This is a genomic window from Pelagibius sp. (genome assembly GCF_965227505.1).
GTDB lineage: Bacteria > Pseudomonadota > Alphaproteobacteria > Kiloniellales > Kiloniellaceae > Pelagibius.
Map to the genome: position 1 here is coordinate 2,322,865 of NZ_OZ245757.1, position 13,721 is coordinate 2,336,585.

Below are 13,721 nucleotides of genomic sequence, written 5' to 3' on the forward strand. Positions count from 1 at the left end.
GGAAGGCGGGATCATACTGACTTTCGCCGGGCTGTCTAACGTCTCTTCTTGTGCGTCGCAGCATGGCCGGGAAGGGTTAAGATTCCGGCCTCTTGAGCCGTGACCTGCCGCAGGGCCGCATGGTAAGCTCCGCCATCCAGCAACGGTGTTTGGCCGGCCCCGCCCGGGCGCCGGCACGGTGCGCATTGTCAGACAGAAGCAAACCCCAAAAGCAGAAGATCGACCTCCGCGACGCGTCGACCAAGATCCTGGTCCGCCGCCTGCTGCGCGACTATGTGATCGAGCACAAGTACCGCATCGCGCTGGCGTTTCTCGGCATGGCGATCGTCGCCGCCACGACCGCCGGCTTCACCCAGCTCATCAAGCCGGTGGTCAACGACATCTTCGGCGAAAAGCGGGCCGACCTGCTCTACCCGGTGGCGCTGACCACCATCGCGGTCTTCACGCTGCGCGGCTTTGCCGCCTATGCCCAGGCCGTGCTGATGAGCGGCGTCGGCCACCGGGTGGTGGCCAAGATCCAGCAACAGCTTTTCGACAAGCTGATCGGCGCCGACCTAGCGTTCTTTCATCACAACGCCCCCGGCGCCCTGGTCGCGCGCTTCATCAACGACGTGAACCTGCTGCGCAACACCACCTCCAACACGCTGACCGCCATCGGCAAGGACAGCCTGACCGCCCTCGCGCTGATCGCGGTGATGTTCTATGAGGACTGGCTGCTGGCGCTGCTGACCTGCGTGGTGCTGCCCCTGGCCATCATGCCCTCGGTGCGGGTCGGCCGCTCCATGCGCAAGGTCTCCGGCAAGAACCAGGTTCAGATCGGCCGTCTGACGACCCTGCTGGACGAGGCTTTCCAGGGTATCCGCCACGTGAAGTCCTATGTCATGGAAGGCTACGAGTCCAAGCGCGCGCAGGGCACCATCGAAGAAGTCTTCCACCTCAACATGAAGCAGGCGCGGGTCAGCAACGTCCTGCATCCGATCATGGAGGCGCTGGGCGGCTTTGCCATCGCCGCGGTCATCCTCTACGGCGGCAACGAGGTGATCGCCGGAAACCGCGAACCGGGCTCGCTCTTCGCCTTTATCTTCGCCCTGCTGCTGGCCTACGAACCGCTGAAGCGCCTGAGCAAGCTGAACACCATCCTGCAGAACGGCCTCGCGGCGGCGCAGCGCGTGTTCGAGGTTCTGGACCGCGAGCCGGAGATCCGCGATCCGGCGGGCGCGGCGGAGCTGGCGGTCGCCGGCGGCCGTGTGCGCTTCGAGCAGGTGCAGTTCTCCTACGACGGCGCGAAGGCCGCCTTGCACGGCGTCGACCTGGAGGCGCCGGCCGGCAAGACGGTGGCCCTGGTCGGCCCCTCCGGCGCCGGCAAGTCGACGATCCTCAATCTGATTCCCAGGTTCTACGATCCGGCGGCAGGCCGGGTCAGCATCGACGGGCAGGACGTGCGCAGCGTCACCCTAGACTCGCTGCGCCGCTCCATCGCCCTGGTCAGCCAGGAGATCCTGCTGTTCGACGACACGGTGCGCGCCAACATCGCCTACGGCCGGCCCGGCGCCAGCGCCGAAGAGATCGAGAAGGCCGCCCAGATGGCCGGCGCCCACGGCTTCATCAAGGATCTTACCAACGGCTATGAAACCCAGGTCGGCCCGCGTGGCAGCAACCTTTCCGGCGGCCAGCGCCAACGTGTCGCCATCGCCCGGGCGATCCTGAAGGACGCACCGATCCTGCTGCTCGACGAAGCCACCTCCGCCCTCGACAGCGAGTCCGAGCGCCACGTGCAGGCCGCGCTCAACACGCTGATGGCCGGGCGCACGACCTTCGTCATCGCCCACCGCCTCTCCACAGTGGTCGACGCCGACATCATCTACGTGATGGAAAACGGCCGGATCGTCGAACAGGGCAGCCATGCGGAGCTTCTCGCCCGCGACGGGCACTATGCCCGGCTCTATGCGCTGCAGTTCGCCCAGCAGGAAGACGCAGCGGAGGCCGAACCCGGCGGCGGAGCCGACGAAAGCCTCCGGGCGCAGGCCTAGGGCTGGCGAGGCAATTGAACCGATAGGCCCATGAAGCTCCTCAAAACCTGGCTGAAAACGGATCAGGCACAGTCGATCCTGTCCGTCGTTCTCGCCGGGCTCATCTGGCTGTTCTATCTGACGGTGCGCTGGCATCGGCGCATCGACCCGGAAACCCGTGCGCTTCTGGACGCGGGCAAGCCGGTGATCATCTGTTACTGGCACGGCCGCATGTTCTTTCTCGCCGGGGCCTGGCGCAAGCGGCCGAAGAAGCTGGGTTTTCTGAACTCCGCACATCGCGACGGCCGCCTGATCGCCCGGGCGCTGGTGCGCATCGGCTATACCTCGGTGCTCGGCTCCAGCCGCCGCGGCGGCGCCATGGCCCTGCGGGAGATGAGCCGCCACCTGCGCGCGGGCACGCCGATGGCGATCACCCCCGACGGGCCGAAAGGCCCGCGCATGCGGGCCAAGGCCGGGGCGGTGAAGGCCGCCCAGATCGCCGGCGTGCCGCTGGTCGCCTTCACCGGCAGCGCCGCACCGCGCAAGCTGTTCAAGACCTGGGACCGCTTCTGCCTGCCGTCGCCGCTGGCGCGGGCGCCGGTCTATTGGGGCCCGCCGATCTATGTGCCGCGCGATGCCGACGCACAGACGCTGGAAGCCTGCCGCCGGGCCATCGAGGAGTCTCTGAACAGCCTGACCAAGGAGGCCGAACGCAGCCTGGGCCAGGAGGAAACCGAGGCGGCCCCGGAAGAAGATGCGGATGGCAAGGGGGCGGACGGCAAGGGGGCGGACCGGGGGCGCCATGCGCGCGCCTGAGTTCTGGGCCCGCGACGGCGCGCTGCCGCGCCTCCTCACGCCCCTCGGCCAGGCCTACCACCTGGCGGGGGTGCTGCGCCGCCGCCTGACGACACCCTGGCGCGCGCCGGTGCCGGTGCTCTGCGTCGGCAACCTGGTGGCCGGCGGCGCCGGCAAGACCCCGGTCGCCCTGGCACTGATCGCCGAGCTCAAGAGCCGGGGCCTCAAGCCGGCGGCGCTGACCCGCGGCTACGGCGGCAGCGTCGCAGGCCCCCTGCAGGTGGACCCGGACGCCCACGGCGCAGCCATGGTCGGGGACGAGGCTCTGCTGCTGGCCGACGCCGCCCCGACCTGGGTTGTCCGGGACCGCGCGGCAGGCGCGCGCGCGGCCGTCGCGGGCGGTGCCGACGTCATTGTCATGGACGACGGCTTTCAAAACCCGGGCCTGCACAAGGATCTCTCTTTCGTTGTGGTGGACGGCGCCGCCGGCTTCGGCAACGGCCGCGTCATTCCGGCCGGCCCCTTGCGGGAAAACCTGCGCGGCGGACTTGCCCGCGCCGATGCGGTTGTCATCGTCGGCGACGACCGCATCGCGGCGGAGCAGCGCGCTCTCCTGGCGGACCTGCCGATCCTTGCGGCTCGGCTGGAGCCTTCGGACCGCAGCCTTTCCGGCGTCAGGGTCTTCGCCTTCGCCGGCATCGGGCGGCCGGAGAAGTTCTTCGAGACCCTGCGCGCCCTAGGGGCGGAGCTGACCGGCTGCGAGGCTTTCGCCGACCACCAGCCCTATTCCGCCGACACCCTGGCGCGGCTGCGCGCAGCGGCGGGGGCGCTGGACGCCAGACTAGTGACCACCGCGAAGGATGCCGCCCGCCTGCGCCCCGCGATGCCGCAGGACATCACCGTGCTTGACGTGACGCTCGCCTGGGACGACAAGCAGGCCCTGCGCAGGCTGCTGGCTTCTGTGCTGCCGGCGGGCCGAGAAGACCCCTCCCCCGAAGCCGCAACAGGGCGATGACCGAGAGAAAGAACTGGGCCCGCCGCCAACACCCGGTCTACCGCGCCCTGCGCCGCCTGCGCCAGGGCGGCGAAGGCCTGGCGCAATGCCTCGTCCTGGGATTCTGCTGGCTGCTGCCGGTGGACTGGGCCTCCGGCCTCGGCGGCTGGGCCGCCCGCAGCGTCGGCCCGCGCCTGGGTGTCAACCGGCGTGCGCTCGAACATATGGCCATCGCCTTTCCGGAGATGGGCGAAGCGGAAAAGCGCCGTATTTTGGTGGGCATGTGGGACAACTTCGGGCGCATGGTTGCGGAGTACCCGCATCTTGGCACCATCGCCGACCCGGCCTCCGGCCGTATGGAAGTCCGCGGCGCAGAGCGGCTGGACCCCCTGCGCGCGGCCGGGCGGCCCTTCATCGTCGCCTCGGCCCATATGGCCAACTTCGAGCTGATGCCGATCGCCGCCTACCGCGCCGGCCATAACCTGAGCGTCGTCTCGCGGCCGGTGAACAATCCGCTGATCCAGCGCATCCTGTTGTTCTTCCGCGAACGGCCGACCGGCAACTGGGGCAAAATCCCCAAGGGCGTCGACGGCGCGCGCCAGGCCCTCAAGCTCTTGAAGCAGGGCCTCAACCTGGGTGTCCTGGTCGACCAGCGCAGCAGCCAGGGCGTCGCCCTGCCGCTCTTCGGCCGGCCGGCGCGGACCAACCTGGGGATCGCCAAGCTGGCCATCGACCACGACGCCCCGGTCTTCCCGATCCATCTGGAGCGCCTGGGCGGTGCGCGTTTCCGCCTGACCGTCGAAGACGCGCTCGAGCGGCCCGAGTTGGGCGACAAACAGGCGCAGGCAGAAGCGATGATGACCGAGATGAACCGGGCACTGGAGCGCTGGATCAGCGAAAGCCCGGCGGACTGGCTGTGGCTGCACCGCCGCTGGGATAGACCATAGCGGGGCTGCTGAACAAGCCGGGGCGGTGACTGACCTCATGCTGAGGAGCGAAGCGTCTCGAAGCATGAGGTCGGTAGTTGTGTCTTTTTACCTCACCCTGAGGAGGCCCGCAGGGCCGTCTCGAAGGGCGGGCAAAACTGTTCAACTCTCCTTCAGAAGCTTCCGGATCTAATCCGGCTGCGGCATCGGCGGCACCAGCAGGGCCGGATCGAGCCGCTCGGTAAACCAGTTGATACGCCAGTCCAGATGCGGCCCGGTGGAGCGGCCCGTCGAACCGACCGTGGCGATCTGCTCGCCCTGCTTGACCCTCTGCCCCTCTTCCACCGTGACGTGCTCCAGGTGCAGGAAGGCCGATGACAGACCATGGCCGTGGTCGAGGAACAGGGTCACGCCGGTGAAGTACATGTCCGGATGCACCAGGGTAACGACGCCGTCTGCGGGCGCCACCACCGGCGTGCCCTGGGGCGCGGCGATGTCGATCCCGAAATGCGGGCGGCGCGGCTCGCCGTTGAGCACGCGCTGCGAACCGTAAACCCCGGAGACGATGCCGATCGCCGGCCAGCGGAACCCGCTGTCGAAGTCGGTTTCGGAGCGGTCGGTTTCCCGCGCCCTGGCCGCCGCCGCTGCATCGGCCCGGATGCGCGCAACGACGTCATCGGGCGGCGTCACGAACTTGTTCGGCAGGCCGTCGATGCGCTGCACCCGGTATTCGCGCTGGGCGATCTCCAATTCACGGGTGGTAACGCTGCCGTCGACCGCCGTCACCGTCAGGACCGCCGACACGGCGGCATCGCGCCCGAAGCCGAAGATGAAACGACCGTCGGCGGTCGTGCGCAGCGCCTTGCCGTTCAAAGCCACCGAGGCGCCCGCTGCCGCCTTTCCGAACACCAGTCCGCCTTGCGTCAGGTCACCGTTGAGCGTTATAGCCCCGTCGGCCCGTGCCGCATCTGCGCCGGCCAGGACGAAGAGGACAGCGGTCAGAAGAATCCGAATCATAAAAGCGAGCCCTGGGGATCATCGGAAGAATCGTCAGGTCCGGGTTTCTTGCGACGCCCCGGCTCTTTGGACGTTGCAGCTTTGCGCGCCGGCTTGGCGGAATCGCCGGCCACCGGCTGGTCGCCACCGCCGGTCGCCGTCGCGCGGCCCGCGGCAAACTCCAGGTCCAACGGCAGGCCCGGAGTCACCGCATCCGGGTCGGTGATCGCCCCTTCCGGCCCGCGCACCACGACGTAGCCGCGCTTCAGGACCCGCTTGTAGGACATGCTCTCCAGGACCCGGCCCAGGCCGTCTAGTTCGCCGCGCCGTTCGGTCAGCAGGCGCGGACGCAGCCGCTCCAGCCGCTCCCCGGCGGCGGCCGCCTGCTCGCGCTTGACCGCCAGGAGCTGGCGCGGATGGGGCAGCGCCGCTGCCAGGCGGTCGAGCTGTCCGCGCCCCTCCGCCATCAGCCGGTCCCAGGCGGCGCGCAGGCGCTCCGTGCGTTCGTCGAGGCGCTGGGCCATTTCCTCCAGCAGGCGCCGGGGATCGACGAGTCCGCGGCCCAGGCCTTCCAGCTGCACCCGCCGTTCCTCCAGCAGGCGGCTGGAGGCGGCCAGCATGCGGCGCTCCAGGTCGGCGCTCTGCAGCATCAGGTCGCGACGCACCGGCACCGCCATCTCTGCCGCGGCGGTGGGTGTCGGCGCGCGGCGGTCGGCGGCGAAGTCGATCAGCGTGGTGTCGGTCTCGTGGCCGACGGCGGAGATCAGCGGGATCTCCGATTCGGCGGCAGCGCGCACCACAACCTCTTCGTTGAAGGCCCAGAGATCTTCCAGGGAGCCGCCGCCGCGCGCCACGATCAGCAGGTCCGGGCGCGGGACGGCACCGCCGGCGGGAAGGGCATTGAAGCCGCGGATGGCCGCTGCCACCTGCTCCGCCGCGCCGTCCCCCTGGACCAGCACCGGCCAGACCAGCACGCGGCGCGGGAAGCGGTCCTCCAGGCGGTGGAGGATATCGCGGATCACCGCGCCGGTGGGCGAGGTGACGACGCCGATCACCCCCGGCAGGAAGGGCAGCGGGCGTTTGCGCGCCTCGTCGAAGAGCCCCTCCTCGGCCAGCTTGCGGCGCCGGTCCTCCAGCAGCTTCAGCAGCGCGCCCTGGCCGGCCAGCTCCAGCGAATCAATAACGATCTGATACTTGGAGCGCCCGGGATAGCTGGTGATACGCCCGGAGGCGATGACCTCCATGCCGTCTTCCGGCTGGATCGACAGCCGCCCTGCTACCCCCCGCCAGCAGACTCCGTCGAGCACGGCGTTCTCGTCCTTCAGGGCGAGATAGAGATGCCCTGAGGCGGCGCGCTTGAAGCCGGAAACCTCGCCGCGCACGCGCACGCGCTCGAAGGTGCCCTCAAGCGTGCGCTTGACCGCCTGGGAGATCTCGGAGACCGAGAATTCCGGGATGTTGCTGATGGCGGGACCTGCTGCCACAGGGGTCCTTTCCCAGGGTGCCTGCCGGCTGTCGGCGGATGGAGAATTCGGGTCGTCGTTCGGAGTCGCTATGCTACAAGAGCCCCGCGGCTGAGGCCATGCCCGGATCGGCCCCCGCCGCAGGTCGCGCAACCCGTCTCAAACCCAGTTTCCCGAGGGTCCTTGCATGAAAGTTCTGGTGGTTGGCAGTGGCGGGCGCGAGCACGCGCTCTGCTGGACGCTGGCGGCCTCTCCGCTCTGCCACAAACTGTTCTGCGCGCCGGGCAACGCCGGCATCGCCGAGGATGCCGAGTGCGTGGCCATCGCCGCGGAGGACATCGACAGACTGCTCGCCTTCGTCGAGGAGGAGGCCATCGATTACGTGGTGGTGGGGCCGGAGGCTCCCCTGGTTCTGGGGCTGGTGGACCGGCTGGACGCCATCGGCGTGAAGGCCTTCGGCCCCAGCGCGGCAGCGGCGGCGCTGGAAGGCTCCAAGGGCTTCACCAAGGACCTCTGCGCCAGGTACGGCATCCCCACCGCCGCCTATGCCCGCTTCACCGAAGCCGAAGCGGCGAAAGCGTATGTCCGCGCGCAGGGCGCGCCCATCGTGGTGAAGGCCGACGGCCTGGCCGCCGGGAAAGGCGTGACCGTCGCCATGACCGAGGAGGAGGCCCTGGCCGCCATCGATGCCGCCCTCTCCGAGGGCGCTTTCGGCGATGCCGGCGGCGAGGTGGTGATCGAGGCCTTCCTGGAGGGCGAGGAAGCCAGCTTCTTCGCCCTGGTGGACGGCGACTTCGCCCTGCCCCTGGTGACGGCGCAGGACCACAAGCGCGCCTTCGACGGCGACCAGGGCCCCAACACCGGCGGGATGGGCGCCTATTCGCCCGCACCGGTGATGACCGAAGCCCTGATCGAAGACACCATGGCGCGCATCATCCGCCCCACCGTCGCCGCCATGAAGGCGGAGGGCTGCCCCTACAAGGGCGTGCTCTACGCCGGGCTGATGATCACCGCCGAAGGGCCGCAGCTCATCGAGTACAACGTGCGCTTCGGCGACCCGGAATGCCAGGTGGTCCTCATGCGCCTGATGTCCGACCTGCTGCCGGCGCTGATCGCCAGCACCGACGGCGTGCTCTCCACCTTCGACCTGCGCTGGTACCAAGAGCCGGCGCTGACCGTGGTGATGGCCGCCGAGGGCTATCCCGGCGCCTACGAGAAGGGTTCGGTCATCAAGGGCCTGGAGGAGGCGGAGGGCAACTCCGACGACATCAAGATCTTCCACGCCGGCACCCGGCGCGGCGAGGACGGCAGCCTGCTGGCCAACGGCGGCCGCGTTCTCGGCGTCACCGCCATGGCGCCCGACATCGCCCAGGCCCAGGCCCGCGCTTATGGCGCCGTCGACAAGATCGACTGGCCCCAGGGCTTCTGCCGGCGCGACATCGGCTGGCGCGCCGTCGCCCGGGAGCAGGGATAGGCGCCTTGCCCGGTCCCGATCATCCCTCCGCCGCGGGCGTGCCGGTCCTGACCACCGAGCGGCTGATCCTGCGCGGCCATACGGCCGCCGACTACAAGAGCACGCTGGCCCTCTGGGGCGATGCCCGCGTCACCCTCCATATCAGCGGCCGCCCCTCTACGGCCCGCGAATCCTGGGCGCGGCTGCTGAACTATGCCGGCCACTGGGCGCTGATGGGCTTCGGCTACTGGCTGGTGGAGGAGCGCGAGAGCGGGCGCTTCCTCGGCGAGGTCGGACTGGCCGAGTTCAAGCGCGACATCAAACCCGGTTTCGACGGCGCACCGGAAGCCGGCTGGGTGCTGGCCCCCGCCGCCCACGGCAAGGGCTACGCCACCGAGGCCATGCGCGCGGTCTTCGCCTGGGCCGGGCAGACGCGCGGTGCCGAGCGCTATGTCTGCATCGTCGACCCCAAGAACACCGCCTCCATCAAGGTGGCGGAGAAATGCGGCTTCACGCTCTGGACCGAGACCGAGTACCTGGGCACGCCGGCCATCCTGATGGAGCGTCCACCCAAAACCTGACAGCGAAGGCTGCGGCGCCTTCAGCGGAGCGCGCTGATGGCTGCCTCGACCTGCTCGGCAAAGAGCCGCGTGCGCAGCGGCCGGTAGCGGCCGGGCGGAAACACCAGATGGATCGGCACTGAGGCGAAGCTGGCGGCCGGCGCCAGACGTTTCAGCCGGCCCGCGGCGACATCGTCGCCCACCAGCCAGCGGGGCAGCAGGCCGGCGCCGGCCCCCGCCAGCACCGCCTGGTAGGCCGCGTTCAAGACCTCACAGCGCAGCCTGATGCGGCAGGTAAGGTGCTGCGTGCTGCCGTCCGCGGCGGTCATCTGCAGACGGCTGCCGTAGAGCGGTGCCAGGGCGACCAGCGGCAGCCCATCACGAAGGTCACCGGCCGCATTGCAGTGGTCGCCGAGGTCGAGGTCTCCGGCCGCCACCAGCCAGCGCTCCACGGCGCCGATGCGCCGCGCCAGCAGTTCCTGGCGGTCTACAGGGCCGACCTTCAGCTGAAGATCGGCGCCGATCCCCACCAGATCGACCGAGGCGTCGGTGAACACCAGATCGACATCGACCTTCGGGTGGCTGCGTGCGAAGGCCGCCGCCGTGCGCGCCACGATGGTGGGGCCGATGCCCGAGGGGGCGATGATCCGCAAGAGCCCGCTCGGCTCGGCGACCGCCTGCCCCAGGGCCTCGCGGGTCGCCTGCCAGGCAGCCAGCATCTCCATCGCGCGGGGCAGCAGCCGCTCGCCCTCGTCGGTCAGGCTCAGGTCGTGGGTGGAGCGCCGCGCCAGGGCGGTGCCCAGACGCCCCTCCAGCGCCGCCAGCTGGCGGCTGACGCTGGCCTGGGTGGTGCCCAGACTGCGCGCCGCAGCCGAAAGCGAGCCGCTCTCGGCGATGCGCGTGAAGGTCTGCAGCAGTTGCAGGGTGTCGGCGGCATTACCCATACGTTCAACGTATAACACTTCAACTTGTTGAACGTCTACCGTTGAGCACGGGCCCCTGCCATCTTCCTCTCCAGCAACGGGACACCGCCTGTCCCCCAAGAACGGAGTGAAAAGAGATGACCGCAGAGACCGAAATCCGCGCCCGACTGGACCGCTGGTTCGCCGGCTGGAGCCCGGGCCAGGCACCCTTCGACGCCGAGGCGATGCGCCCGTTGTTCGCCGCGGGCGAGATCCGGGTGATCGACGACTTCGGCGACCGGGTGGTCACCATCGACAGCTTCGACGGCTATGCCGCCACCTGGACCCCGGTGATGGCCGGCTTCGCCGACTGGGCGATCCGGCCCCATGAGACGCCGCGGATCGAAACCTCCGGCGATCTTGCCGTCGTGACCTTCGTGTTCCTGGGCGAGGGTGTGACCAAGACGGGCGAAGCGGCCTCCGCCGCACAGCACGTCACCCAGGCCTGGCGCCGGCAGGGCCGAACCTGGGTCATCGTCGGCGAGCACATCACCAGCGACGACCCCAAGAAGTTCGGGGCCCCAAACGAGTCTGAGGACTGAACGATGAACCGTCTGATGAACAACACACGCGCGCGCGGCGCTCTTCTCACCTGGGCCGCCATCTGGCCACTGATTACCGGCCTGCTGCTGGTCGGCGATCCCCTGCTGGCCGCCCTGCCGCTGCCGCTCCGGACGCTGGTTCTGACCGCGATCCTGGTGCCGCTGATGAGCTTTGTGGTGATGCCGCGCCTGACCCGCTGGGCCAACGCCCGCCTGGGAAACTGAGAACCACCCGAGACCGAGAAAGGAAAGACCGATGACCGCTTCAGAGACCGCCCTCGCCGCCGACCGCGCCGCCCTGGAAGCCAAGACCCGCGCCTGGGTCGCCGGCTGGCACACCAGCCCGGAGGCCCCTTTCGCCATCGAGCAGATCGCCGACCTCTATGTCCATGATCACCGCCTCTTCTCCTACGACTTCGGACGGCCTCACAGCGGCGTCGAAGGATGGGACAAGGCCGCGCCCTACTACGCGGGCTTCATGGCGATCCCGCGGCGCTGGATCCTGACCCCCGGCGAGGACCTGCGCGTCACCGTGCAGGGCGACATCGCCTGGACCACCCTGTCGCTGGCCGGCAGCGGCGAGACGCAGGACGGCGACCCCATCGACCTGCCGGAAGCGCGCGTCACCCTGATCTTCGAGCGCCAGGGCGACGGCGACTGGCGCATCGTGCACGAGCACGGCTCCGCCGCCATTCCCTTCCCCGATCCTGCCACCACCAGCCGGCTGCTCGGCGAAGCGGCCTAACAGGCTGGTGAAAAAGGATCGATCTGTGGCCTGGATGCTTCGGGACGGCGCTTCGCGCCTCCTCAGCATGAGGGTTGACCGGTTGAAAAAACGACGACCTTATCCTGAGGAACGGCCCGAAGGGACGCGTCTCGAAGGATGTGCAAACGCTCAAATCTCTTTCTTAGCAGCCTGCTAACCGACCATCTCGGCGATGTAGGTGGGCAGGGCGAAGGCGGCGGGATGAACAGCGGGGTTGTAATAGCGGGTGGCGATGCCGGCGTCGCGGAAGCGCTGCTCCAGGATCTCCGGGCTCACCTGGCGCTTTGCCGGATCGTCCGATCCCCAGCCGAAGGCCATGGGCCCGCCGGCGTAGGTGGGCACCGTGGCCAGGTAGCAGGCGGCATCGGCGAAGAGGGCGCGGAAGGCCCGCATGGTGTTGACCAGCTCGTCGCTCTGCAGGAAGGGCACGCCGTTCTGGGTCACCAGGATGCCGCCGGGGGCGAGACAGTTTTTGGCCTTGCCGTAGAAGGTGTCGGTGAAGAGCACCTCGCCCGGCCCGATGGGATCGGTGGAGTCGACGATGGCGACGTCGTAGCGCTCTTCGCAGGTCGCAACGAACTCCGCCCCGTCGGCGATCACCAGGTCCAGGCGCGGGTCGTCGTAGGCGTCCTTGCAGATCGAGGAGAGATAGCGCTTGGAAAAGTCGATGACCCCGGCGTCGATCTCCACCTGGGTCACCTTCTCCACGCCGCGGTGCTTCAGCACCTCTTCCAGCATGCCGCCGTCGCCGCCGCCGATGATCAGCACCTTGCGCGCCGCGCCGTGGGCCAGGATCGGCAGATGGGCGAGCATCTCGTGATAGATGAACTCGTCCTTCTCTGTCGTCTGCACCACGCTGTCGAGGGTCAGGACGCGCCCGAAGGTCCCGTTCTCGAAGACCACGAGACGCTGATGCGCGGTTTCGCTGTCGTAGTGAACGGTGTCGGCCTTCAGGCCCAGCTGGAAGTCGTCGTGCAGCTGCTCGATGCGCCAGTCGCTCACGGCGCGGCCCGCCGGCGGCTCATACGCCGCGGCCCCGGCGATGCTCCTCAACCGCGATGCGCGCCGGCTTGAAACGCTCCCGCAGCACCTCCACCGCCTTGTGCGGCTTGGCGTCGCCGCACATGAAGATGTCCAGCGCCGCATAGCCGGACTCCGGCCAGGAGTGGATCGAGATGTGCGATTCCGCCAGCACCGCCACGCCGGAGATCCCGTCGTTCGGCGTGAAATGATGCAGGTGGATGTGCAGCAGCGTCGCCTCGGCGGCGGTCACGCTCTCGCGCAGCGTTTCCTCGACGAAGGCGAGATCGTCGGTGCCCTGGCCGTCCCAGAGATCGACGATCAGGTGCGTGCCGGCATAGCGCTCGCCATCGCGCTCGATGAAAAAGTCTTTACGCGCCTCCGCCGTATCATCGGCGTGGAGTGCGGTTTCTTGTTCTTCCGTTTTGGAGGCGCTTGGGTTTTCGTCCAAGTCGATCCCCAGTTGGAAGAGGGCCTGTGCCTTAGACATCTGTCCTCCAACGCAACCAGTAGATTGACCCAGTAAAAACTGAGGGGCGGGTTTTCCTGTTTTTCGCCTGACAATGCAAGGGAAATTTTCGTTTGCGGGCGAAGTGGTTAACGCGGCCGCAGCATGCCGTGATGCGACGCCGGGGCTTCAAGCCGGCCCGCCCGAACCTGCGCCCTTGCCGCCGGGACAGGGATCGCCTAAGACGGTGGGGTTCGTAGGGGAGTAGCCGCCCCGGGCCGCGCCGCGTTTGGCGCACGCTGTCACGGGGCCCTGCATCAACAGACTTGGCGGGTGGCATCCGAAGCCGGATGCCCGGCCATGGTGCAGGGAGATCCTCCGGATTTGGCGAGACCTATGACGTTCCGTGGGGCATGGAGCCGGCCTGCACGGCACGTCATGGCGTCTCTGCGGCTCCGGGGAGCAATCTGTCCATGTCCCAACTCCTGATCATCTTCGCCACGGTGTTCCTGGCTGAACTGGCGGACAAGACTCAGCTGGCCACCCTGATGTTCGCGGCCGACCGTCAAAGCAGCCCGCTCGGGGTCTTTGCCGCCGCGACCGCCGCCCTGGCCCTGTCCACCGCCCTGGCCGTCGGCCTGGGACTCGCCGCCGAGCGCTACCTGGCGATGCTGCCGCTGAAGCTGCTGGCCGGCTGCGGCTTCATCGCCCTCGGCCTGTGGAGCCTCTGGAGCTATGTGAGAACCACGCCGGCGGCCTGAGACCTGGGGATGGGCGGGATGGGCGC

Annotated in this window: 15 protein-coding genes; 10 read left to right on the forward strand and 5 right to left on the reverse strand. The window is 68.8% G+C overall.

Annotated features, from left to right (window positions below):
* The first annotated feature begins 185 nt into the window (after window positions 1-185).
* The 4 genes from ACO06P_RS11000 to ACO06P_RS11015 are packed head-to-tail and all read left to right on the forward strand — an operon-like array spanning window position 186 to window position 4,745.
* Window positions 186-2,030 (forward strand): ABC transporter ATP-binding protein, encoded by a 1,845-nt coding sequence (locus tag ACO06P_RS11000; RefSeq protein WP_420345290.1) that lies wholly within the window; start codon window positions 186-188, stop codon window positions 2,028-2,030.
* Window positions 2,031-2,060: 30 nt separating this feature from the next.
* Window positions 2,061-2,825 (forward strand): lysophospholipid acyltransferase family protein, encoded by a 765-nt coding sequence (locus ACO06P_RS11005; RefSeq protein WP_420345291.1) that lies wholly within the window; start codon window positions 2,061-2,063, stop codon window positions 2,823-2,825.
* The gene (gene lpxK / locus ACO06P_RS11010; protein ID WP_420349622.1) at window positions 2,812-3,819 is read left to right on the forward strand and encodes a tetraacyldisaccharide 4'-kinase; all 1,008 of its coding nucleotides are present in this window, start codon (window positions 2,812-2,814) and stop codon (window positions 3,817-3,819) included. Before ACO06P_RS11005 ends, lpxK begins: the two co-directional genes overlap by 14 nt.
* Window positions 3,816-4,745 (forward strand): lauroyl acyltransferase, encoded by a 930-nt coding sequence (locus tag ACO06P_RS11015; protein WP_420345292.1) that lies wholly within the window; start codon window positions 3,816-3,818, stop codon window positions 4,743-4,745. Before lpxK ends, ACO06P_RS11015 begins: the two co-directional genes overlap by 4 nt.
* A gap of 168 nt (window positions 4,746-4,913) precedes the next feature.
* Here the strand turns inward: ACO06P_RS11015 and ACO06P_RS11020 are convergent, their stop codons facing one another.
* Together ACO06P_RS11020 and xseA are read right to left on the reverse strand one after the other, a co-directional pair.
* On the reverse strand, window positions 4,914-5,741 hold the full coding sequence (locus ACO06P_RS11020; protein WP_420345293.1) for a M23 family metallopeptidase: 828 nt from the start codon (window positions 5,739-5,741) through the stop codon (window positions 4,914-4,916).
* Window positions 5,738-7,204 (reverse strand): exodeoxyribonuclease VII large subunit, encoded by a 1,467-nt coding sequence (gene xseA, locus ACO06P_RS11025; RefSeq protein ID WP_420345294.1) that lies wholly within the window; start codon window positions 7,202-7,204, stop codon window positions 5,738-5,740. The genes ACO06P_RS11020 and xseA overlap by 4 nt, the downstream gene beginning before the upstream one ends.
* Before the next feature lie 166 nt (window positions 7,205-7,370).
* Here xseA and purD point away from each other — a divergent pair, with 166 nt between their 5' ends.
* Entirely contained in the window at window positions 7,371-8,657 is a 1,287-nt protein-coding gene (gene purD / locus ACO06P_RS11030) for a phosphoribosylamine--glycine ligase (RefSeq protein WP_420345295.1), read from the forward strand.
* A gap of 5 nt (window positions 8,658-8,662) precedes the next feature.
* On the forward strand, window positions 8,663-9,217 hold the full coding sequence (locus tag ACO06P_RS11035; RefSeq protein ID WP_420345296.1) for a GNAT family N-acetyltransferase: 555 nt from the start codon (window positions 8,663-8,665) through the stop codon (window positions 9,215-9,217).
* 20 nt (window positions 9,218-9,237) lie between these two features.
* On the opposite strand, the gene ACO06P_RS11040 is transcribed toward ACO06P_RS11035, so the two are convergent.
* Window positions 9,238-10,140: a LysR family transcriptional regulator gene (locus ACO06P_RS11040; protein ID WP_420345297.1), complete on the reverse strand. Its 903-nt coding sequence runs from the start codon at window positions 10,138-10,140 to the stop codon at window positions 9,238-9,240.
* 116 nt (window positions 10,141-10,256) lie between these two features.
* Here ACO06P_RS11040 and ACO06P_RS11045 point away from each other — a divergent pair, with 116 nt between their 5' ends.
* The 3 genes from ACO06P_RS11045 to ACO06P_RS11055 are packed head-to-tail and all read left to right on the forward strand — an operon-like array spanning window position 10,257 to window position 11,445.
* Window positions 10,257-10,700 carry a YybH family protein gene (locus ACO06P_RS11045; protein WP_420345298.1) on the forward strand — a complete coding sequence of 148 codons (444 nt, stop codon included), beginning with the start codon at window positions 10,257-10,259 and terminating at the stop codon, window positions 10,698-10,700.
* A gap of 3 nt (window positions 10,701-10,703) precedes the next feature.
* Window positions 10,704-10,925: a hypothetical protein gene (locus tag ACO06P_RS11050; RefSeq protein ID WP_420345299.1), complete on the forward strand. Its 222-nt coding sequence runs from the start codon at window positions 10,704-10,706 to the stop codon at window positions 10,923-10,925.
* A 31-nt stretch (window positions 10,926-10,956) separates the two neighbouring features.
* Window positions 10,957-11,445, forward strand: coding sequence for a YybH family protein (locus ACO06P_RS11055; protein ID WP_420345300.1), 489 nt, complete (start codon window positions 10,957-10,959; stop codon window positions 11,443-11,445).
* 174 nt (window positions 11,446-11,619) lie between these two features.
* Here ACO06P_RS11055 and speE read toward each other — a convergent pair whose 3' ends face one another.
* The gene (gene speE, locus ACO06P_RS11060; protein WP_420345301.1) at window positions 11,620-12,468 is read right to left on the reverse strand and encodes a polyamine aminopropyltransferase; all 849 of its coding nucleotides are present in this window, start codon (window positions 12,466-12,468) and stop codon (window positions 11,620-11,622) included.
* A 19-nt stretch (window positions 12,469-12,487) separates the two neighbouring features.
* The gene (speD, locus tag ACO06P_RS11065; RefSeq protein ID WP_420345302.1) at window positions 12,488-12,976 is read right to left on the reverse strand and encodes an adenosylmethionine decarboxylase; all 489 of its coding nucleotides are present in this window, start codon (window positions 12,974-12,976) and stop codon (window positions 12,488-12,490) included.
* Window positions 12,977-13,407: 431 nt separating this feature from the next.
* On the opposite strand from speD, the gene ACO06P_RS11070 reads away from it, so the two are divergent.
* Complete coding sequence (locus tag ACO06P_RS11070) at window positions 13,408-13,695, forward strand: TMEM165/GDT1 family protein (RefSeq protein ID WP_420345303.1); 288 nt, start codon at window positions 13,408-13,410, stop codon at window positions 13,693-13,695.
* The last annotated feature ends 26 nt before the right edge of the window (window positions 13,696-13,721 follow it).

What these genes read in the sequence shown, in the direction of transcription:
- ACO06P_RS11045 (WP_420345298.1), top strand. Translation starts at nt 10,257, where the DNA reads ATGACCGCAGAGACCGAAATCCGCGCCCGACTGGACCGCTGGTTCGCC.
- ACO06P_RS11005 (WP_420345291.1), top strand. Translation starts at nt 2,061, where the DNA reads ATGAAGCTCCTCAAAACCTGGCTGAAAACGGATCAGGCACAGTCGATC.
- lpxK (WP_420349622.1), top strand. Translation starts at nt 2,812, where the DNA reads ATGCGCGCGCCTGAGTTCTGGGCCCGCGACGGCGCGCTGCCGCGCCTC.
- ACO06P_RS11020 (WP_420345293.1), bottom strand. Translation starts at nt 5,741, where the DNA reads ATGATTCGGATTCTTCTGACCGCTGTCCTCTTCGTCCTGGCCGGCGCA.
- ACO06P_RS11040 (WP_420345297.1), bottom strand. Translation starts at nt 10,140, where the DNA reads ATGGGTAATGCCGCCGACACCCTGCAACTGCTGCAGACCTTCACGCGC.
- ACO06P_RS11055 (WP_420345300.1), top strand. Translation starts at nt 10,957, where the DNA reads ATGACCGCTTCAGAGACCGCCCTCGCCGCCGACCGCGCCGCCCTGGAA.
- purD (WP_420345295.1), top strand. Translation starts at nt 7,371, where the DNA reads ATGAAAGTTCTGGTGGTTGGCAGTGGCGGGCGCGAGCACGCGCTCTGC.
- ACO06P_RS11050 (WP_420345299.1), top strand. Translation starts at nt 10,704, where the DNA reads ATGAACCGTCTGATGAACAACACACGCGCGCGCGGCGCTCTTCTCACC.
- speD (WP_420345302.1), bottom strand. Translation starts at nt 12,976, where the DNA reads ATGTCTAAGGCACAGGCCCTCTTCCAACTGGGGATCGACTTGGACGAA.
- ACO06P_RS11070 (WP_420345303.1), top strand. Translation starts at nt 13,408, where the DNA reads ATGTCCCAACTCCTGATCATCTTCGCCACGGTGTTCCTGGCTGAACTG.
- ACO06P_RS11015 (WP_420345292.1), top strand. Translation starts at nt 3,816, where the DNA reads ATGACCGAGAGAAAGAACTGGGCCCGCCGCCAACACCCGGTCTACCGC.